The following is an 18,561-nucleotide window of genomic DNA, read 5'->3' on the forward strand; positions in this document are numbered from 1 at the left end:
GTTCATCGATCAATTTCTCCAAGTACGACATCTATTGTTCCCAAAATTACTACAACATCTGCCATCTTCCAGCCTTTTAATATTTCGCCTATTATGCTTAAGTTGCAGAAGGATGGGGGACGAATCTTCATTCTATATGGCCTATTCAAGCCTTGGCTCACAAGATAAAATCCCAGTTCGCCTCTTGGCGTTTCGATCCCTACATAAGATTCGCCGGCCGCGGGTTTTAGGTTTAATGGAACTTTGACTTTTATATCGCCTGCAGGTATCTGATCCAAAGCTTGTTCCAATATCTTGACCGATTCCCTCATTTCTTGCACGCGGACTATATATCTATCCCAGCTGTCGCCAACGGCCCCTACTGGAATATCAAAATCAAACTTATCGTATCCGGAATAAGGATTTTCTTTTCTAAGATCGTATTTGATACTCGAGCCTCGAAGGACCGGGCCGCTTAGAGAGTATTTGATGCATTGTTCTTTTGTGATGATCCCGACATTTTTTGTTCTTTCAAGGAATATAGGATTTTCTGTAAGCAATGCTTCATATTCGTCGATGCATGGCTTGAAATATTTTAGGAAGGCTTTTGTGTCTTTGATGAAATTTTCTGGGATATCTCTGGCAACTCCGCCGTGCCTTATATAATTATATGTTAAGCGCGACCCGGAGGCCGATTCAAAAAGATCGATTATCCTTTCGCGCTCGCGGAAGCAATAAAGGAAAGGCGTAAACGCACCAATGTCTAACGAAAAAGTTCCAATTGCAATAAGGTGGGAAGCCAAACGGTTAAGTTCAGCCATGATTACTCTTAAATAATCGGCACGAGGCGGTGGGGTGATGCCCGCTAACTTTTCAACTGATAGAGCCAGTGATAAATTATTTGTCATCGAAGACAGATAATCCATGCGGTCCGTGAAAGGATATATCTGGATGTAAAGCCTGTTTTCGGCCATCTTCTCAAGTCCTCGATGGATATAACCCATATCGGCAACAGCTTGCGTTACGACTTCGCCGTCAAGCTTAAGTATCAGCCTTAGCACTCCGTGCGTTGACGGATGCTGGGGACCCATGCTCAAAAAATATTCTTCGGTTTTTAAATTGCTCATTTGACGGTTTCCGGTTTTTTTACAACCGACGCCTTTACATAATCTTTAAGTAGTGGAGCTCCAACCCATTCAGGTGGAAGAAGTATTCGTCTTAGATCCGGGTGGCCTATAAAATTGATACCGAACATATCATAGGCTTCTCTCTCGTGCCAATCGGCCGCCGGCCAAAAAGGAACAACAGATGCGATCTCCGGTTTTTCACGTGATATGTCTATTTTTAATATTAGAACATCTTTGTTTTCAAAAGACTGGATGTAATAGACCATTTGAAGCTGATTTTTTTCGGGATAATCAACTGCTGTAACAAATAAGAGGTAGTTATAAGTGTCTTTGATCTTTTCGCAAAAAGAAACCAGCTCTTCTTTAGATATGAATTTTTCCTGCCTGTCGGCAGACATGGCCTCTTTCATCGTTTTAAGATGCTTTCTTTAGCGATCTTTTCTTGGAGTTTAATTATTCCGTCATAAAGGGCTTCCGGCCTTGGAGGACAGCCTGGGACATAAACATCGACAGGAATTATTTCGTCTACGCCTTTGATTGTTGTGTACGAATCATAAAAGAAAGCTCCGCCCGTTATCGCACAGCTTCCCATTGCGATTACATAGCGAGGTTCAGCCATTTGCTCCCAGAGTGTTTTTATGCGAGGCGCCATTTTTTCGGTAACAGTACCGGCTACTATCATTAGATCTGTTTGGCGAGGGGAAGCTCGGAATATTAGGCCTAATCGATCCAGATCGAATCTCGAAGCACCCGCCGCCATCATCTCGATCGCGCAGCATTTTAGCCCGAATAGGAGATACCATAGTGAATTGGCTCTGCCCCAGTTAAAAAGTTTGTCGGTTGATGTAATGATAATGTTCCCGCCGGGGATCTTTTCTACATATTCAAATACGTCGCGAGCTAGATCCATTCTAGATCCCCTTTCTTCCATGCATAAGCCAGGCCCATTAATAAGATGAATACAAAGATCAATATCTCAATAAAACCTGTCATTCCAAAATATTTGAGGACCAAGACACAAGGGGCTAAAAATACGACTTCAACGTCAAAAATAACAAACGCGAGACCGAATAGGTAATATCTAACATTATACTGAATGTGAGATCCTGATATTGGTTCTTCTCCGCATTCGTAGCAGGAAAGTTTTTTGGCTGATGGGTGATGGGGGGCAAAAAAGAAGGCCATGGCAAACCCGCCTAATACAAACCCTACGCCTACAAGGAAAAAAATTACAAGCTCAAGCATTAGTTAACCTTTCTATCATCATCCACGGTGGGTGAGAACTCTATTCTATAGAAAATCGGGAAGAAAATCAACCTTTTGATTTCGAAGCTTTAAGGATTTGTTTTGCGAGGTTTACGGCGCATGCGGCATCGGCGCCATAAGATGCATCGATCTTATCGGCGTATTCGGCGGTGACAACGGCTCCGCCTACTATAATAGGTATATCAAGGCCAACTGCTTTTAGGCTTTCTTTCACATATCTCATTTCAAGCATTGTAGTAGTGAGCAGTGCGGATAGGGCGATCGCATCGGGCTTGTGTTTCTTTGCGGCTTCTATAATATTGTCGGCTGGGACATCTTTGCCCAAATCAATAACCTCAAAACCATGATTTTCAAGCATCATCTTAACAATATTCTTTCCAATATCATGAATGTCGCCAAAAACTGTCGCGACAAGGATCTTTCCAATAGTAACTATTTCTTCTTTAGGAATACGGGCTTTGCAAAGTTCAAACCCGGCAGTCATCGATTCGGCCGAAGATAGAACTTGTGGAAGGAAAATTTGTTTTTTGCTGAATCTTGCGCCTACAATTTCCATTCCAGGAGTTAGTGCCTGATCTATTATATTCTGTGGTTTAAACCCTTGTTCCAATGCGGCGGCAACGAATGATCTTGTCCTATTTGTATCGCCGTCGATGACCGCGTTTTTTATATCGGGAAGATCTTTGAAAATTATTTGCTTTGATCTCTTAACTATTTCAACTTGCGGCCCAGCCGTTCTAGACTTGTCGACTTCAAGTTTTAATTTTTCAATCAGCTTGTTTTTCTCGGCTTTTGTATTCTTGATCTTAGATATGGATTTTAGCGCTTTTATGGTTTCAGTATCCGTTGAATCCACAATTCCCGCATCCAAGCCGTGCAAGATCGCAAGCTGAAGATAAATAGCGTTTATTTTAGATCTATTCGGCAGGCCATGCGAAACATTGCTGACACCAAGGATGGTTTTAACTTTTCCGCCAAAGGCGGACTTTTTTATGATCTCGATCGCTTTCAGCGCTTCAAGGGGGTCGGTCAGGCTTACGCCCGCTGTCATTACCAAATTATCGATAAATATTTCTTCTTCAGGGATGCCGGCTTTTTTCGCGGCTATGATTATCTTTTCGGCGATTTTTGCGCGTTCTTCGGCCGTCTTTGGTATGCCTACTTCATCAAGAGTAAGTCCAATGACTGCCGCGCCATATTTTTTGGCAATTGGGAGTATCTTGTCTAGAGTTGTTTGTTTTCCATTTACTGAATTAACCAAAGCTCTTCCGCAGAACTCGGCAAGCCCGGCTTCAAGCGCTTCAACTTTTGGTGAATCGATGCAAAGTGGAATGTCTGTTGCTTTTTCGATCAGGTGTACAGCTGTTGTCATATTTAGGACATCGTTTCCCTCAACAACGGAAACATTCACATCCAATAAGTCCGCATTTTTCTGGTTGACCGCTTCATCGCGCACAATGCTAAAAATCCCAGCTTTTATTTCGTCTCTAAGCGCTTTTCTGCCCGTAGGATTTATTCTCTCCCCAACCGCAAAAAACTTTCCCTTCTTCACTTCAACAACTCTAGTTCTTGAGGCGAATTTTAACCCCCTCTCTTTCTCCCCCTTAGCAAGGGGGAGATGTCCGGAGGACAGTGGGGGTCGGATTCCGGATTTCACAGCACTTATGTGCTGTGGCGACGTTCCACAGCAACCCCCTATAATAGAAACCCCGATCGCAGCGAATTTTTTGGCGTATCCCGCAAATTTCTCCGGTGTCATTTTATAGACCGGCACATCATTTTCCATAACAGGCATCCCGGCGTTTGGCATTACCATGATAGGCAAACGGCTAACAGCTAACAGCCTTTTGGCTGTCTTTAAGACGCCTTCAGGACCGGTTGAGCAGTTCGCAGAAATTATATCGGCGCCCAAAGCTTCGAGTACAACAACTGCTGCTTCGGGGGAGGTGCCAAATACGGTCAATCCGTTTTCATCATATGTCATGCTGGCAATTATTGGAATTTTCACTTTCGATCTGGTGCCAATAATGGCCGCTCTCATTTCTTGGAGATCAGATATTGTTTCAATACTTAAAACATCAGCACCGGCTAGTTCCAAAGCTTCAGCTTGTTCTGCATAAACTGAAACTGCGGTATTGAAGGGTAGAGCGCCTAAAGGTTGTATGAATTTTCCAAGAGGGCCAATAGATCCTGCGACAAAACGACCAGGACCCGCGGCTTGGCGCGCAATTGTTACTGCGGCTTTGTTTATTTCAAATATTTTATCTTGGGATTTATAATCCTCAAGCTTGATCTTGTTCGCGCCAAAAGTATTTGTTTCTATTATATCGGCGCCCGCGTCGATATATTTTTTGTGGATGGATTTTACGATATCAGGGTGTTTAAGGTTTTGGAGGTCGAAACCTTCTTCGGGCTTAACGCCAGCGTCCATGAGAAGTGTCCCCATGGCGCCGTCCATGATGAGGATGCGTTTTTTTAATGCTTGAAACAGGTTTGGCATTTGAAGCTATTATATCAGATTGGGATTATTTTTTTATTGTTTCGCTTGCCTGACTGCCAGATCCCTTCGAAACCTTAATGAATCCATAAGTTCATTTCCCACTTCTGTTATTAGAGAGGGTTTGTATTGGATCGCTTTTAACATGGCCATAAGATCGGCAAATTTTTTTCCAGCACGTTCCGGCCCTAAAAGCTTGATCTTCACATCGAGCAGTATATTGAAAAGATTGATATATGTTTCGGCGGGTATTTCTGACGCAATTTTAAGGTGATCTACCATCTTATCAAGGAGGGCTTGTGTTTCTCTCTCGCAATCTCTTTTGTCGATTTCATTTTCTATTTCTTTAGCCAGGGTTTCAATATAAGAGAAAGCTCTTTCAATGTCGTTTAATGTATAGGCGAAATGTAAAGTCCCTCTCGCATCGATTATATAGCTGAATAATTGGATATATCTGCGGAAATCCGAAATAGGATCGGATAACTTTTTCCGGATACTGCTCCTTTTCGGCTCCGCAAGCAAATTGTCTCCGGTGATTTTCGTCCCATTTATCACAAATGGCATTAGATTTATTGGAGCATTGTCTCCTTTCCAATATCCCTGCGATGCCGCAAGTTCTTTAAGTGTATCCAATGTCAAGAAATTATAATCCAGCTTATCTTTGATCCTTTTTTTTATAAGTTCCATCCTGGCGGTTTTTGCGGGCACCGCATAAGCCCATAGGATAAGCCTTTTTAGCGGAAGCGGCTCATTTTCGGATATAATATTTTCCGCTGCAGCCTCAAGCGCGTCATACGCAAAAGTCGGGAATACATCGGCCCCATCCGAGAATAAATTCAAGATGAGCCCGAAAAGCTTGGAGTCGCGGCAGGCATAAAGCGCGCCTTTGAACATTTCCGGAACTTCATTTATCATTGAAAAAATGGCTATAATTACCGCCTTTCCGAATTCGGTCCTTGCTTCACGGGCTATGACCATTCTACCGATGAATCTTGGGAAATTCCCGTCGATCGGGAACATTCTAAGTAATTTTTTTATCTGCGGGACCGCATCCTTGGCGCCTATAAGTGCGGCAAATATTGCGGCGGCATAGATTTTTATTGAAAACCCGATCTCATCTGAATCGATGATCTTCACAAGATCATTCAGATACCAGGCCCTTGACGGGTCTTTATTGATATGTTCGACCAATGATATTTCTTCAGCATCGGTCAAATGGGCGTCATTGCGTAAATTGGCATAGAGCGGATGCGGGGCGTAGAGATATGCGGCTGCCGGCGACGGTTCTGGAGGAGATGGATTTTTTGTATCGGCAAAAAGCTTAACGCGCAGGTACATCACTGTCGATCCGTTCGAATCGTCCATTCCGACCTGTACATTCGCCTCTTTTGCTTTTCTTTTTAACTCAAGAAAGGTGGAATCGCCAAGCTCTCCCAAGCTTTCAAATATAGTTTGGGCTTCATCTTTACTTGCAGGTTCGGCTTTTACGAAATTCTTTTCGATCTTTTCACGGAGTTTCGATTTTTGGGGGATGATCGGCATGGTAAACGAGAGCGTCAAAGCCTCCCCGTTAAAATTCCAAGTTAATACCGGCAGCAAATCGGTGCCCGATTCCAAGGATGCTGTCCTGGCATGCGAGCTCATAAAAAATATAAAATCAGACACGGTCTCCTGGACTTTAAAATTATATCCCGCAGTGTTGGACAATTGTGAAACTTTTTCCGCCCATGCCGCAACTGCAGGGTCCTTTTTTTTGGGGTCCTGCATCCTTAATGTTTCTCTTCCCGTAGGCAAAAGCCCTTCCGCAACGACCTTATTCAAAGCCTCCATGATCTTTTCGTCGTTTGGCATAAGTACCCCGTCAATCTCATCTTGCGGGACTTGTGTTTTGCTTTGTCCAGCCTGCAAGTCTACAAAAGACAATAAGCGGAGAACAAGCAAGCCGACATGCCCTCCAATATTCGGGATATCAAAGGTAGGGCGGGGGATATCGCCTGTTTTCTCAAAGGCCAGTTCGTCCCCATTCCTTGTGGCGGAAATTACGGACCTTTCCGGAAATGTTTCCGCTATGATCAAATTTACCATAGGGTTGATCAGCAATCTATTTAAAGTATTTGATAGCGGCCTCGCGCCGAATTCGTCGCTGTATCCTTTTTCAATTATAAGGTCTTTTGCGGAATCATCAACTTGGATCTCGTAGCCCTTGTCGCTTATCTGCGCGGAAAGTTTCTTTATTTGTATATCAAAGACTTGGCGAAGTTGGTCCGGATTTAGGGCGTCAAAGAAAAGTATATCGTTTATGCGCGCAATAAATTCCGGGGAGAATGCTTCGCGCAAGGCGGCTTCAAATATCCTGTGCGCGCTCTTTCTTTTTTCTTCTGGCTCGAGATCCCTTGTAGCTTCGCGTATATGCAGGGCTGCAAGGTTTGAGGTCATAATAATGATAGTACTGGAAAAATCGGTAGTTTTTCCTTTGCCGTCGGTCAATCTCCCGTCGTCGAAGATATTTAAAAAAACCTGCCAAACGGCGGGGTTTGATTTCTCGAATTCATCAAGCAAAATAATCGAGTTAGGCCTGTCGGCGATAGCTTTTGTGAGTTGTCCTCCTTCATCATAGCCTACATATCCTGGAGGGGATCCGATAAGCCGTGCGACGCTGTGCGGTTCAGCGTATTCGGCCATATCTATCCTGACAAGGCCTTTTTCGTCCCCGCCAAGAGCTTCAGCAAGCGCTTTTGCGATCTCTGTTTTTCCGCATCCTGTCGGCCCCGCGAAAAAAAAAACGCCTTGGGGCTTTCCCGGCCTGCGCAAAATCCTGCTTTGCCTGACAGTCGAAGCGATCCTTGATTTTGCCTCGTCTTGGCCGATGACCCTCTCGCCTAAAAGCTGTTCCAACCTTTGCAGCTTGGATGCTTCATCTTCCTTTAATTTTGCCGCGGGGACTTTCGCGAGTTCCGATATTGAAGCATAAATATCGTCTTTTGAAATTTTTATCTCTTTTTTCGCGGCAAGCTCTTTTATTTTTGACTGGAGCGCCGCGTATTGCGCGCAAAGGTCGACCAAGCTCTTTTTTGACCCTACTATCCCTTTGTCGTCCTGGTCCCTCAAAACCCTTAATGCCATATTTACTTCGACCCTGATCTTGTTTTGGAGCGCCAAAAGTTCCCCTTTTGCGTTTTGGAGGGCCATGACCCGCATAGAACAAGCCTGCTTTATTACATCAAGCGCTTTGTCGGGAAAAGCTTTGTTCTTTAAATATTCAGCCGCCAGTTTAACGGCAAGGGCGAATAATGCTTCGGGTATTATCACTTGCTTTTCCGCTTTTGCGGAAAAGTCTTTTTCAAATGACGGGCAAATGCTTGAAAGCGCCACAATAGATGAGCCTTCGGACATTTCCTCGACATCGACAATATTTGTGCGCCGCTGGAGGGCGGAATCCGCTTGGGTAGACTTCAAGAAATCCTTTTTTGTCGTTGTGCCGAACAATGTCAGTCGGTCAGTCGCCAGGTCTTCTTTTAAGGAATCCAATACTCTTCCCGCGACGCCTTGAAGGGTGAATAACCGCTGGATCTCATCGACAAAAATTATCGCTTTATTCGGCGAAGACGAAAGGTAAGCTTTGAGCTTTATTATTTTTTCTTCGATCGGCCCTAGTCCTGTAGTCAGCGCCGGTATATCCAATAAAAGAAGTTCGCGGTTGGCAAATTGGGGGAAATCTCCCCTTGTGATCCGCCTTGCCAGTTCGTACATGAGCGATGATTTTCCAACCCCTGGCGGCCCCACAAGGACAACGCTGTTCTTGTCCGGTCGCCCGAGGATATTGACGATCTTTGCTAGTTCAGGTTCGCGTTCTATTGCCGAAGTGTATGGGATATCCGCAATTGTTGCGCGCAGGTTTTTTAAAAAATTTGGGCGGTCGGTTGATCCTCCTCCGGGATTGGCCTGGCTTATTACATGGTTCCAAATTGCGTGCCTCCCCGAAAATATTCGAGGTTGCCCTGTTACTCTTCTAAATTCAGAATGCAAACCGTCTAACAATTATTTTCTTCCTTGTATTGTAATTTCCGGCGCCTGTATCGGAACAAAAGTTGGCTGTTGTTCCGGGGCTTCAGTTCCAGTCAATATTTCGTCGATCGTGGAATATTTTCTCCACCAGGTTTCAAGTATTTCCAGGACGGACCGTCCATTTACCCTGACCGTACCGAGCATTTTTTCGACTTCTTGCCTGTCTTCATCGAGAAAAACTTCGCGCGTAAAAAGGCCGTCAACGATCGATCTTTTAAGCACCGGCATTCCGGCCGTAAAATCCCAATCCCTTGCCGTCCCGTCGACAACTTCCAAAAACCCGAAAACTACCCCTTCGCCGAAATCATGAGAATTGATGACGGCAGTTTGGATATCGGAATTTAGTCGCGCTTCACTTTGGAAGGCCGTGGTTATATCTGTTGATATCCCTATTAAATTTTTCAATCCTTCATCGACAAAATCATCAAGAGGACGTGTGAGCGAAACGCTCAGGTTTGATAAGGCGCTGTCAATTCTTCCGATCAGTATTGCTCCTTCAGTTCTTTGCTCACTTTTTACGAAAGAAAGAGCATGGCGCGAAGATGTATTTGCCGAAGGTGAAACGAATTTTGTTTGGCCAACTAACTTGCGCAGGCCATCTGTTCTTGTCCTATCGGAATAATTCTTAACTATCGCCTGCCCAATTGCTTCTCTCGCCCGCATTGCCCAACATGACATAGTGGTTTACCTCTTGAATTGTTATCGGATGGAAAATAAGGAAATTTCATTATATTTTTTTCAATATTTCTTATGCAAGTTTTTCGGCCGCCATTCCGATTAATAAGTGTGAGGCATCAATGCCCACAATATGGAGGTAATAAATATGTCAGAACCAGGAGCAGTACAAGGACCGAAAAAATCTAATCCATTTGTTAGAAAGGCAATTGAGAATGGTGCATTGCGCGCAAAACCGTCCGCAGATCCAGTATTTGTGCATCATGCCGAGTGGAACGGGAAACCCGGATATATGCCCGCAGATGTCAGGACCGCCTTATTAAGGGATAAGCCCGGACCAAATGCGCCAAAAGATTGGAAGGAAGCATATACAAGAGCCGTGAAAGAAGAAGCTGAACTGGCACAGGCAGCTGCAGACGCGATTTTTGGCGGTAAAAAGAGTGAACCCGGGAATTCAACTGCTGGCGGAGAAGTTGGCAAGCAATATCTAAATAATAATAATGGAGTTAAAGGTAAAAATGTGCCTAGTGAAATTAATAGAAATGGATTGAATGATCCTGAAGCAAAAGCTGAAGCAATGATGCTCGAAAAACTTAATTCAGAACCGCCTATAGTCTGGTAATATTTATTATCTCAAATAAGTGATCGCCCCCTTCGGTTCTAAAAACGAAGGGGGCGGTTCCGCATTTATGGGGTCCGATCCGTTTATGGGAAGATGAATTATTACATCCGCGTCTCTTGTGCCGGAAGGCAGTATCCATGCGAACATTTGGTCTTCTAGCCCCATATCCCTTATAACTTTGTCAAATGAAAGGTCTGGATCATATCTCCCTCCGTTTAGAATAATAGAGAGAGATCTGTCGTTTTTGGATACGTATTTTGGCGATCCAAACTTTTCAACATGCGAGCTTCCCCACATTATATAGCCCGCTTTTCCGGTATTTGAAGATTTAAATTCCTCAACTTGTTTTGCAAGATATGCTTGTATTCCTGCAAGCCCAAAGATCACATTTCCAGATTTGCGGGCGCTTTCAAATAAAGCTCTTAGCGCGATCTCGTCTTTTGGAAGGCTATTTAGAGCATGGGTTTGCCTTGCATTCGCTTTTAAATATTCCTTATATGCTTGTTTAGTTTTAAATGGGGGAGAATTTGGCGAGGGCTTTCCGGCAAGCTTAGCCCTCAAATATTCGGCCGAAAAAGATTCTCTTGCTTCCATTGAAATGATATTCGGGAATATTCCGGCATATTCGATCTGCGTTACCGGGCTTAAGTCGGCAGGGAAAAATCGATACGTTTGGCTTGGATTGTCGTCTGTTTGTGAATTTCTTGCGGTATCAAGAATATCCATTATCATTTTATCTATTCCATAAAGTTTTACCGGCGGAAAATTGTTTATGCATTTATGCAAGTACCAATATGTGTCTGGATCTCCTGTTTTAATATAATTTTCGACAGGCTTCGTTTGGTCGAATTGGCAGTGGGAGAGAGCCTCATCAGAACGTGATTTTATTTTTGCGTCCAGATCTTTCGGAGAGGGGCTTTCAGGTCCGCCTGCCCAAAAGCTTTCAAGGGCTATAAAGTCGGAGCGCGGTCCTGTTGTGGTATCTTTTCTGCCTTCTTCCGCAAGCTCTTTAAAGAATTCATGTTGTTGGGGGACCAAATGGTTCACTCCAAAAAACATATAAAGGTTCCCATCGTTTTTTTGTTTAGGTTTAGGCGCATGCTTTACAGCCTTAAATCGAGGCTTAGGATTAGATGCGATTTCAATTGCTTCTGCCATATTATTTCATCGAAAGATAAAATTTGCGATTTCAGTTTGTTTTTTTTAATTCCATTATGAGGGCGCCTTCGTCGTTGTCCTGGTAGTATTTTTTCCGCCTTGATATTGTCTTGAACCCAAAACTTTCATAAAGTTTGATCGCTTGCAAATTGCTTTCCCTGACTTCCAAGAATAATTTATTGCCGCCAAACGACATGGCATATTCGATCAATTTTTTGCCGATGCCTTTTCTTCTGTGCTCATTATGCACCGCCATATGGAGGATATGGACTTCATCAAATGCCTTATCTATGCAGATGAAGCCTTTGGTCTTTCCATTTTCTTGCGCAATGTAAGTCCTATCTAGGCATTCTTCCAGCTGATCTTGCGGCCACGGGGTTGAAAAAGAATGGTTCTCTATTTCGGATATGCTTTCAAGGTCGTTCTTTTTTGCTTTTACAATTATCATTCCGTCCCGTCTTCGATTTCGGTTGTTTTAAACATTAGAAGCTCGCTGTATGCAGCTTTTGCAAGCGTCTTCCATGTTTTGTGCTTTGTTTCGTAATATTCGATCGCGATGAGTCCGTTCTTCAAGTCGCGAAGCACAAGGAACTGGTAATCGGATAATACGTATACTCCAAAATATCCCGACATCTTGAATTTTGCCGGACCCTTAATCGCAAAACCCGTCTTCTTCAGTATCAGTTCCCGTATCTCTGCGAAGCTTCGCATCTTTGCCGTTTTAATTGATTTGTACTTCCTGTGTTTTTTCTTGTGTTTTGTTTTAACGTTTTTGGCGATTTTTTGGGGTGGGGGAGGCTCTTCTATTTCAGGCATAGCATGAGCTAAGGGAGTTGTCCTATAAACCAAGTATTTGTAATCCGCTTTCTCGCCGCCAAAATAAACCGTGAAAACGATATTGTTTTCTCCTATGTTGAGCGGGATCGACTTTTCAAAAACCAGGTCGGTTGAAAGGGGCAGCCCCTCGCCGTTCAACTGTACCGCATTCGCATCGCCCATAAGCCTTCCTTTTATTGCGACCTGCTGGGCGTCAACCGAAAAATTATTAAAAATATTCAAGTTTGCAAAGGGATTTACCGGCGGTTTTTTCCTAAGAACGCTTATCGATTTATAGATATGTTCGGCTTCATAAATGCTTTCAATGGTTATTAAATTTGGCCCGGGCTCCAAGCTGTAAAGATATTTAAATGTTAAGCCGGGATCGATTATGGCAGGCTTTTTATTTATATTAATCGCAATGTCCCTTTTGGCGATGCCTGTCACTTCAACAGTTTTCTGGTATGTCTCAAAATTGTCCGCTGGAAGAAGATTTTCAATCGGGTTTGGCAGGAAAAACCATTTTTCCGGCAGGTAAAAGATATTAAAATATGTAGAATTATTTAAGGTTACAGGGTCAACGCCCGTTAACAAATTTATTCCCCATCCTTCCGCTTTATATCCAAGGCCGAAATAAGAATAATTTTGGGCGGCGTTTAAGGATTTTATCCCGCCTCTTAAAAAGATATTGTTTTGGAAGGCATATTCGAGGCCAGCGCTTGTAATTGAACGGTTGAAATTTGCGTATTTTTCAAAATCACCCGAAAGGAGCAATTCATGTCCTTCGGCATAGATTGGCGAATATAAATCCCCGATTATTTTTGCGGCCGTCCCTATTCTAATATAAGCGGGGATGCCTTCTTTGCCTGATATGCCTGTCCATGTGATTACTCCTCCGCCAAGCGCTCCGTTCGGAAGGATATTGTGCCCGGAAACCCCGGCCGAAAGCCATCTTAGGATTTTTGCATAGATGCCGGCATCAATGTCATATCCGGAACCTGTTTTGTCCACACTTCCTGTTTCGCTGAAATTTTGGTTCAGCAAATATTTTAAAGAGGCGCCTATCCCTATATTGCTTGAGATATCTTCTGGGAAAAATGGGACGGAGCTTAATTTTGAACTGAAAGCTAGAACGATCGTGCTTCCAGAGGTTTGGACAGTAGTCCCATTTGATGTCAAAAGCCCTTGATACATGTTCGAAGCGAAAGATAGCCCGATTGACATGTTGTTGCCCAAAGGATAGGCTTGGGAGGCCGAAATATTGTTCAAATCCTTCAGATCAACCGAAATTCCCTTCGCCCAAGGAAGACAAGCCGGGTTGTAAAATTGGGAATCGATATCGGGAACCGCGGTCATCGCTCCGCCTAATGATATTGCGCGGCTTGAAATGTCCATCTTGAGCGGCGTTATTCCGATCGGATAGAGGTTGGCAAATGCCTTGGGGATAATGACCAATGACCAACTCCCTATGACCAACAATGTAAATATTAAATATTTTTTCATTATGATCTTTATTGCCTTAAGTATAGGAAATTCCATGCATAAGTCAAACACATTTTTCTGGAAACCTGCGAGTAAACCCTGCCTGCCGGCAGGCACGGTTCGCGGTTTCCAGAAAGTGAAGCCGAGACGTTTAGTCTCAGGCTCACTAGGAGCTTTTTTCTGCTTTGAATTTAAAATGATCCATTGTATAATAAATCAGTGAAAAGAACCGATCTTATGCAAGGTGCCTCACTTGGCCTTGAGCTTGCGGTTTCTGTGGTCCTTCTGGCCTTTGTAGGCTACAAGGTTGATGAGTTCTTAAAAACAACCCCCTGGGGAATATTTGTAGGGGTAGTACTGGGCTCAATTGTCGGAATGTGGAATATTTATAAGGAAGCAAACAATATAAAATGAGCGCGACAGAATCGCACGGGCAAATGAATACGATCGAACATTTGGCGGCAAAAGATGTCTTTCCTTTGCACGCATTTGGCGTCGATATTTCGATAACTAACCAGATACTGGTTATGTGGGGGGCGATGTTCCTAATAATTCTTTTTTTCTTTATCGCCAGCCGCAAAGTAAAAAGCATCCCGCACAAAGTCCAGAATTTCGCGGAAATATATTTAACGGTGTTGTGGGAACCGCTTGAGCCGTCACTCGGCGATAAAAAATGGCTCCCTTTTTTCTGTGCTATATTTTCTTTGATCTTTTTCTGTAATCTATTGGGGGCGATCCCCGGTGCCACGCCGCCAACCGCAAACATAAACTTTACCGCATCTTTAGCTTTTGTCGTATTTTTGGCGACGCATATCGTAGGCGTTTACAAGCATGGGACCCAAAAATATTTATTGTCCTTGGCGCCATCAGGCATTCCTCTTCCTATACTTATCTTTCTTTTTCCGATCGAGATCGTTGGCCAGCTTGTAAGGCCGTTCTCCCTTGCGATCAGGCTTTTTGCCAACCTTTTCGCGGGACATGTGGTAATGTTAAGCATTGTAGGGTTGATCTTTGTATTTAAGTCGTATTGGATCATCCCTGGGTCACTATTCGGGAATTTAATTATTTCTTTGTTTGAAGTATTCGTTGCTTTTATACAAGCATTTATTTTTACTTTTTTGTCGGCTTTTTATATCGGTTCAGCTCTTAAGACGGAACATTGACCCCTAACCCCTTTTTCCCCTTCCCCCTTATTAAGGGGGAAGGGGATAGGGGATGGGGGTGAAAGATTGGATGAGGAATAAAGGAGGGGGAAAAATGAATTTTTCATATCTAAGTGCGGCGATAGCGATCGGTCTTGCGGCTTTGGGAACAGGTCTTGGTATCGGACTTTTGGCGTCAAAAGCCATGGAAGCCATGGGGAGACAGCCTGAAGCATCGAACAATATAAGGATCAGCATGATCATCGCAATATCGTTCATCGAAGCAATTGCGCTTTACGCGTTGGTCATAAGCTTGATCCTAGTAACCAAGTAGTAGGAACCGCGAGCCGTGCCTGCCGGCAGGCAGGGTTTACTCGCAGGTTCCCCTTAAAAAAGGGTATAAATTATGTTGGAATTTGAACCGGGTCTTATTATTTGGACGACGGTATCGTTCGCGATATTAGTCGCCCTGTTATACAAATTGCTCCTGCCTCCTTTGCTCGATATTATCGAAAAAAGGGAGGCGCAGATAAGATCTTCTTTGGAGGAAGCGGTGAAAGCGCAAGCCAATGCCGAAAACATGATCCTCGAGTATAAGAAGAAAATGGACGAGGCCTTCAAGGCTGCCGACCAGATAATCGAGAAGTCTAAAGGCGAGTCGCAGATCTTATTGAAAGAAGCCGAAGATAGGGCTAAAAAAGAAGCCCAATCGATCATGGACCAAGCACGGTCCGAGATCGAGGCTTCTAAAAATAAGATGCTCAAAGAGATAAAAGAAGTTGGCGCGGACCTTATAGTCCAGGCGGCGAGCCGCGTTCTTGGCCGTGAAGTCAAAAAGGCCGATAATGAAAGAATGATCATGGAGACAATTGGTGAAGCAAAGAACATTTGAGATAGATCTCGAAAAGCTATACGAAGTCGCGAAAAAAAACAATGAGCAAAGGTTGATCGAAGACGATCTTTATTCGTTCAAGAAAATTCTCGACGGCAATTACGGCGCGAAATTGCTGTTTGAAGATATCTCGATCGATCGGGAGAATAGGAAAAAATTTGTCGGCGAGATATTTAAGCCAAAGAGCAAAATGTTCATAAGTTTCATCGATCTACTGATAGAAAACGAAGAAATGGACATATTTTCAAGCGTATCAGAAAAATATACGAGATTTTTGGCGGAAAAAGAGGATTTGGATCTTGCCGAATTGATATTGTCCGAAAATGCAGCCCCTGCGATCTTAGGGCAAATAGAGAAATTTGTCGCAAATAAAGAAACAGGTAAGCGTTTGGATTTTAAAGTAAGAATAGACCCTTCAATTTTAGGAGGGTATATTGTTAAGAAAATAGACGGGACGGTCATCGACGCGAGCTTAAAAGGCCGGCTGGATCAATTAAAAAGAGGGATACAAAAATGAATGAAAAAGGGAATATTTCGGACATAATCAAAAAAAGGATAATGGATTTTGAATCCACCGTCAAAGTCGAGCAGATAGGGAAGGTCGTCGAATCCGGGGACGGGATCGCGCGCATCAAAGGTCTTCCGCAGGCTTTGGCCGGCGGTATGATCGAATTCCCGAATGATGTATTTGGGTTGGTACTTAACTTGGAGCGGGACGAAATAGTCGCGGTAATACTTGGCGCACACACGGCAGTTAAAGAAGGCTCTTGGGCTAAAGTTACGGGCCGCGTCATGCAAGTTCCGGTAGGTGAAGAACTGATCGGCCGTGTTGTTAACGGCGTTGGCGTTCCGGTCGACGGCAAGGGCGATATAAAAACAGATAAATTCCGACCGATCGAGCGATTGGCGCCTCAAGTCATCGAGAGAACTCCGGTTGTAAATCCTTTGCAGACAGGTATTAAAGTCGTTGACGCTTTGGTCCCCATTGGACGAGGCCAAAGGGAATTGATAATCGGCGACAGATCGACCGGCAAGACAACTCTTTTGATCGATACTATTTTAAATCAAAAAACCGAGAACGTTATTTGTATCTATGTATCGATCGGGCAGAAAACATCTTCTGTCTTGCAGATAATCGAAAAGTTGAAGCAAGAAGGAGCGATGGATTACACGATCGTAGTAACCGCTCCTGCATCCGATCCGGCAGCTCTTCAGTATCTAGCGCCATTCACCGGATGCGCTATGGCCGAAGAATTTATGTACAACGGAAAAGATGTTCTTGTGATCTATGATGATCTTACAAAACACGCGCAATCCTATCGAATGATCTCAATTCTTTTACGAAGGCCTCCCGGACGCGAAGCGTATCCCGGAGATGTTTTCTATCTCCATTCAAGATTGCTTGAGCGCGCGGCAAAACTATCCGACAAACTTGGCGGCGGATCAATGACGGCTCTTCCTGTTATCGAAACACAGCTTGGCGACGTATCGGCGTATATTCCGACAAACGTAATATCAATTACCGACGGCCAGATATTCTTGATATCCGACCTATTTAACGCGGGCATTCGTCCTGCAGTCAATGCCGGCGTATCAGTATCTCGCGTGGGCGGCGCCGCACAATCAAAAGCTATGAGAAAAGTAGCCGGAACTTTGAGGATCGATCTTGCCCAATATAGGGAAAAAGTCCAGTTCTCATTATTCTCCGAGGATATCGACAAAGAAACTAAAGCCCAGCTTCTTCGAGGACAGGTAGTGACGGAAGTTTTGAAGCAGGGAAAGCACCAGCCGATGCATTTCGTCGATCAAGTCCTTATATTGTTCGCGGCTGTTAATGGCTTTTTAGATGAAATTCCTATCCCTAAGATCAAAACATTCGAAAAAGACTTCTTGAACTTTATGAAACATTCATATCCTCAAATAATCGATGATATCAAGAAGTCAAACGATATCACAAAAGAGACAAACGCCAAATTGAAGGAAGCTATCACAAAATTCAAGGAAGGTTTTAATGTCTGACGTTTTAGCCCTAAAGAACAGGCATAAGACCATTAAGAGCTTGGATTCGGTCATGAGCGCGATCATGCTCATTACAGCGGCAAAGCTCCACAAAGCGAAGATCCACCATTTGCATACCGCAAGCTATGCGGAAGCCGTAAAAGAGATGGCCGAAGCCGTAATTTCAGGCAGTGAAACAGATAAAAAATCAAATGAAGTACTTGTTATTGCAATTGGGACCAATAAAGGGTTTTGCGGCAACTTTAACGACAAGATAGTCAATTCTCTTTTGTCTTTTAAGGCGCAGACTACGAAAAATATCTCGTTGTTCATTCTGGGAAAAAATCTCCGCAAACTATCCCGAAAAGGATTTGATGTTTTTTCCGAAGACTTTGATGTGATAAAAAATTCAAGCTTTGAGAATTTGGCGGCGGCCGCAAAAATCATTTTAAAATGGCATGAAGAAAAAAAAGGCGAAGTCCACATTGCATATAATGAATTCGTATCGATCCTTTCACAGAAGCCAAAAATAATAAAAATACTTCCGTTTAGGGGATCGGGGGAGCCGTCCGATCAATATGTTGTTGAGCCTAGCCGCGATGAAATAAAAGATTCTTTGCTTAACCATTATTTGATATCGATCCTATGCAAATGCATAGTCGAGTCGGAGCTTGGCGAACTTAATGCAAGGATGGTAATTGTTAAAGGCGCAACGGACAGCGCTAAAGACCTTATCTCCGAGCTAAGTATCAGGATAAATAAAGCAAGACAGGCAATGATCACATCGGAGCTCACGGAAATCACGAGCTCTTTTGAATCTCTAAAAGGGGGAGAAGAATAGA

At 43.6% G+C, this 18,561-nt stretch carries 18 protein-coding genes; 8 read left to right on the top strand and 10 right to left on the bottom strand.

Annotated elements, in window-relative coordinates; genetic code table 11:
• Window positions 1-2 precede the first annotated feature (2 nt).
• From HZC34_04280 to HZC34_04310, 7 genes are all read right to left on the bottom strand, one after another.
• On the bottom strand, window positions 3-1,106 hold the full coding sequence (locus HZC34_04280; GenBank protein ID MBI5701049.1) for an NADH-quinone oxidoreductase subunit D: 1,104 nt from the start codon (window positions 1,104-1,106) through the stop codon (window positions 3-5).
• Window positions 1,103-1,516: an NADH-quinone oxidoreductase subunit C gene (locus HZC34_04285; GenBank protein ID MBI5701050.1), complete on the bottom strand. Its 414-nt coding sequence runs from the start codon at window positions 1,514-1,516 to the stop codon at window positions 1,103-1,105. Before HZC34_04285 ends, HZC34_04280 begins: the two co-directional genes overlap by 4 nt.
• Window positions 1,513-2,016 carry an NADH-quinone oxidoreductase subunit B gene (locus HZC34_04290; protein MBI5701051.1) on the bottom strand — a complete coding sequence of 168 codons (504 nt, stop codon included), beginning with the start codon at window positions 2,014-2,016 and terminating at the stop codon, window positions 1,513-1,515. The genes HZC34_04285 and HZC34_04290 overlap by 4 nt, the downstream gene beginning before the upstream one ends.
• On the bottom strand, window positions 2,007-2,351 hold the full coding sequence (locus tag HZC34_04295; protein MBI5701052.1) for an NADH-quinone oxidoreductase subunit A: 345 nt from the start codon (window positions 2,349-2,351) through the stop codon (window positions 2,007-2,009). The genes HZC34_04290 and HZC34_04295 overlap by 10 nt, the downstream gene beginning before the upstream one ends.
• Window positions 2,352-2,418: 67 nt before the next feature.
• Window positions 2,419-4,872: a homocysteine S-methyltransferase family protein gene (locus HZC34_04300; GenBank protein ID MBI5701053.1), complete on the bottom strand. Its 2,454-nt coding sequence runs from the start codon at window positions 4,870-4,872 to the stop codon at window positions 2,419-2,421.
• Window positions 4,873-4,905: 33 nt separating this feature from the next.
• On the bottom strand, window positions 4,906-8,907 hold the full coding sequence (locus HZC34_04305; GenBank protein MBI5701054.1) for an ATP-dependent Clp protease ATP-binding subunit: 4,002 nt from the start codon (window positions 8,905-8,907) through the stop codon (window positions 4,906-4,908).
• Complete coding sequence (locus tag HZC34_04310) at window positions 8,908-9,612, bottom strand: hypothetical protein (GenBank protein ID MBI5701055.1); 705 nt, start codon at window positions 9,610-9,612, stop codon at window positions 8,908-8,910.
• 145 nt (window positions 9,613-9,757) lie between these two features.
• Here HZC34_04310 and HZC34_04315 point away from each other — a divergent pair, with 145 nt between their 5' ends.
• Window positions 9,758-10,231: a hypothetical protein gene (locus tag HZC34_04315; GenBank protein ID MBI5701056.1), complete on the top strand. Its 474-nt coding sequence runs from the start codon at window positions 9,758-9,760 to the stop codon at window positions 10,229-10,231.
• Window positions 10,232-10,237: 6 nt separating this feature from the next.
• Here HZC34_04315 and HZC34_04320 read toward each other — a convergent pair whose 3' ends face one another.
• Genes HZC34_04320 through HZC34_04330 form a run of 3 tightly spaced genes read right to left on the bottom strand, consistent with a single transcriptional unit; the run spans window position 10,238 to window position 13,708 of the window.
• A complete protein-coding gene (locus HZC34_04320; protein MBI5701057.1) occupies window positions 10,238-11,389 on the bottom strand; it encodes a hypothetical protein in 1,152 nt (383 codons plus the stop codon).
• Between the two features lie 31 nt (window positions 11,390-11,420).
• The gene (rimI, locus tag HZC34_04325; GenBank protein MBI5701058.1) at window positions 11,421-11,837 is read right to left on the bottom strand and encodes a ribosomal protein S18-alanine N-acetyltransferase; all 417 of its coding nucleotides are present in this window, start codon (window positions 11,835-11,837) and stop codon (window positions 11,421-11,423) included.
• The gene (locus HZC34_04330; protein MBI5701059.1) at window positions 11,834-13,708 is read right to left on the bottom strand and encodes a hypothetical protein; all 1,875 of its coding nucleotides are present in this window, start codon (window positions 13,706-13,708) and stop codon (window positions 11,834-11,836) included. The genes rimI and HZC34_04330 overlap by 4 nt, the downstream gene beginning before the upstream one ends.
• Window positions 13,709-13,906: 198 nt before the next feature.
• Between HZC34_04330 and HZC34_04335 the strand changes: the two genes are divergently transcribed.
• The 7 genes from HZC34_04335 to HZC34_04365 all read left to right on the top strand — a co-directional run bounded on the left by HZC34_04335 (window position 13,907) and on the right by HZC34_04365 (window position 18,560).
• Window positions 13,907-14,101 (top strand): AtpZ/AtpI family protein, encoded by a 195-nt coding sequence (locus tag HZC34_04335; protein MBI5701060.1) that lies wholly within the window; start codon window positions 13,907-13,909, stop codon window positions 14,099-14,101.
• Window positions 14,098-14,850, top strand: a complete 753-nt coding sequence (gene atpB / locus HZC34_04340; GenBank protein MBI5701061.1) for a F0F1 ATP synthase subunit A — start codon at window positions 14,098-14,100, stop codon at window positions 14,848-14,850. The genes HZC34_04335 and atpB overlap by 4 nt, the downstream gene beginning before the upstream one ends.
• Window positions 14,851-14,944: 94 nt before the next feature.
• Window positions 14,945-15,163, top strand: coding sequence for a F0F1 ATP synthase subunit C (gene atpE, locus HZC34_04345; protein ID MBI5701062.1), 219 nt, complete (start codon window positions 14,945-14,947; stop codon window positions 15,161-15,163).
• Between the two features lie 72 nt (window positions 15,164-15,235).
• Complete coding sequence (gene atpF / locus HZC34_04350) at window positions 15,236-15,721, top strand: F0F1 ATP synthase subunit B (GenBank protein MBI5701063.1); 486 nt, start codon at window positions 15,236-15,238, stop codon at window positions 15,719-15,721.
• Complete coding sequence (gene atpH / locus HZC34_04355; GenBank protein ID MBI5701064.1) at window positions 15,702-16,238, top strand: ATP synthase F1 subunit delta; 537 nt, start codon at window positions 15,702-15,704, stop codon at window positions 16,236-16,238. Before atpF ends, atpH begins: the two co-directional genes overlap by 20 nt.
• Complete coding sequence (locus HZC34_04360) at window positions 16,235-17,740, top strand: F0F1 ATP synthase subunit alpha (GenBank protein ID MBI5701065.1); 1,506 nt, start codon at window positions 16,235-16,237, stop codon at window positions 17,738-17,740. The genes atpH and HZC34_04360 overlap by 4 nt, the downstream gene beginning before the upstream one ends.
• Window positions 17,733-18,560 (top strand): F0F1 ATP synthase subunit gamma, encoded by an 828-nt coding sequence (locus tag HZC34_04365; protein MBI5701066.1) that lies wholly within the window; start codon window positions 17,733-17,735, stop codon window positions 18,558-18,560. The genes HZC34_04360 and HZC34_04365 overlap by 8 nt, the downstream gene beginning before the upstream one ends.
• The last annotated feature ends 1 nt before the right edge of the window (window position 18,561 follow it).

The sequence above is a fragment of the Candidatus Saganbacteria bacterium genome, assembly GCA_016223245.1.
Classification (GTDB): domain Bacteria; phylum Margulisbacteria; class WOR-1; order XYC2-FULL-46-14; family XYC2-FULL-37-10; genus JACRPL01.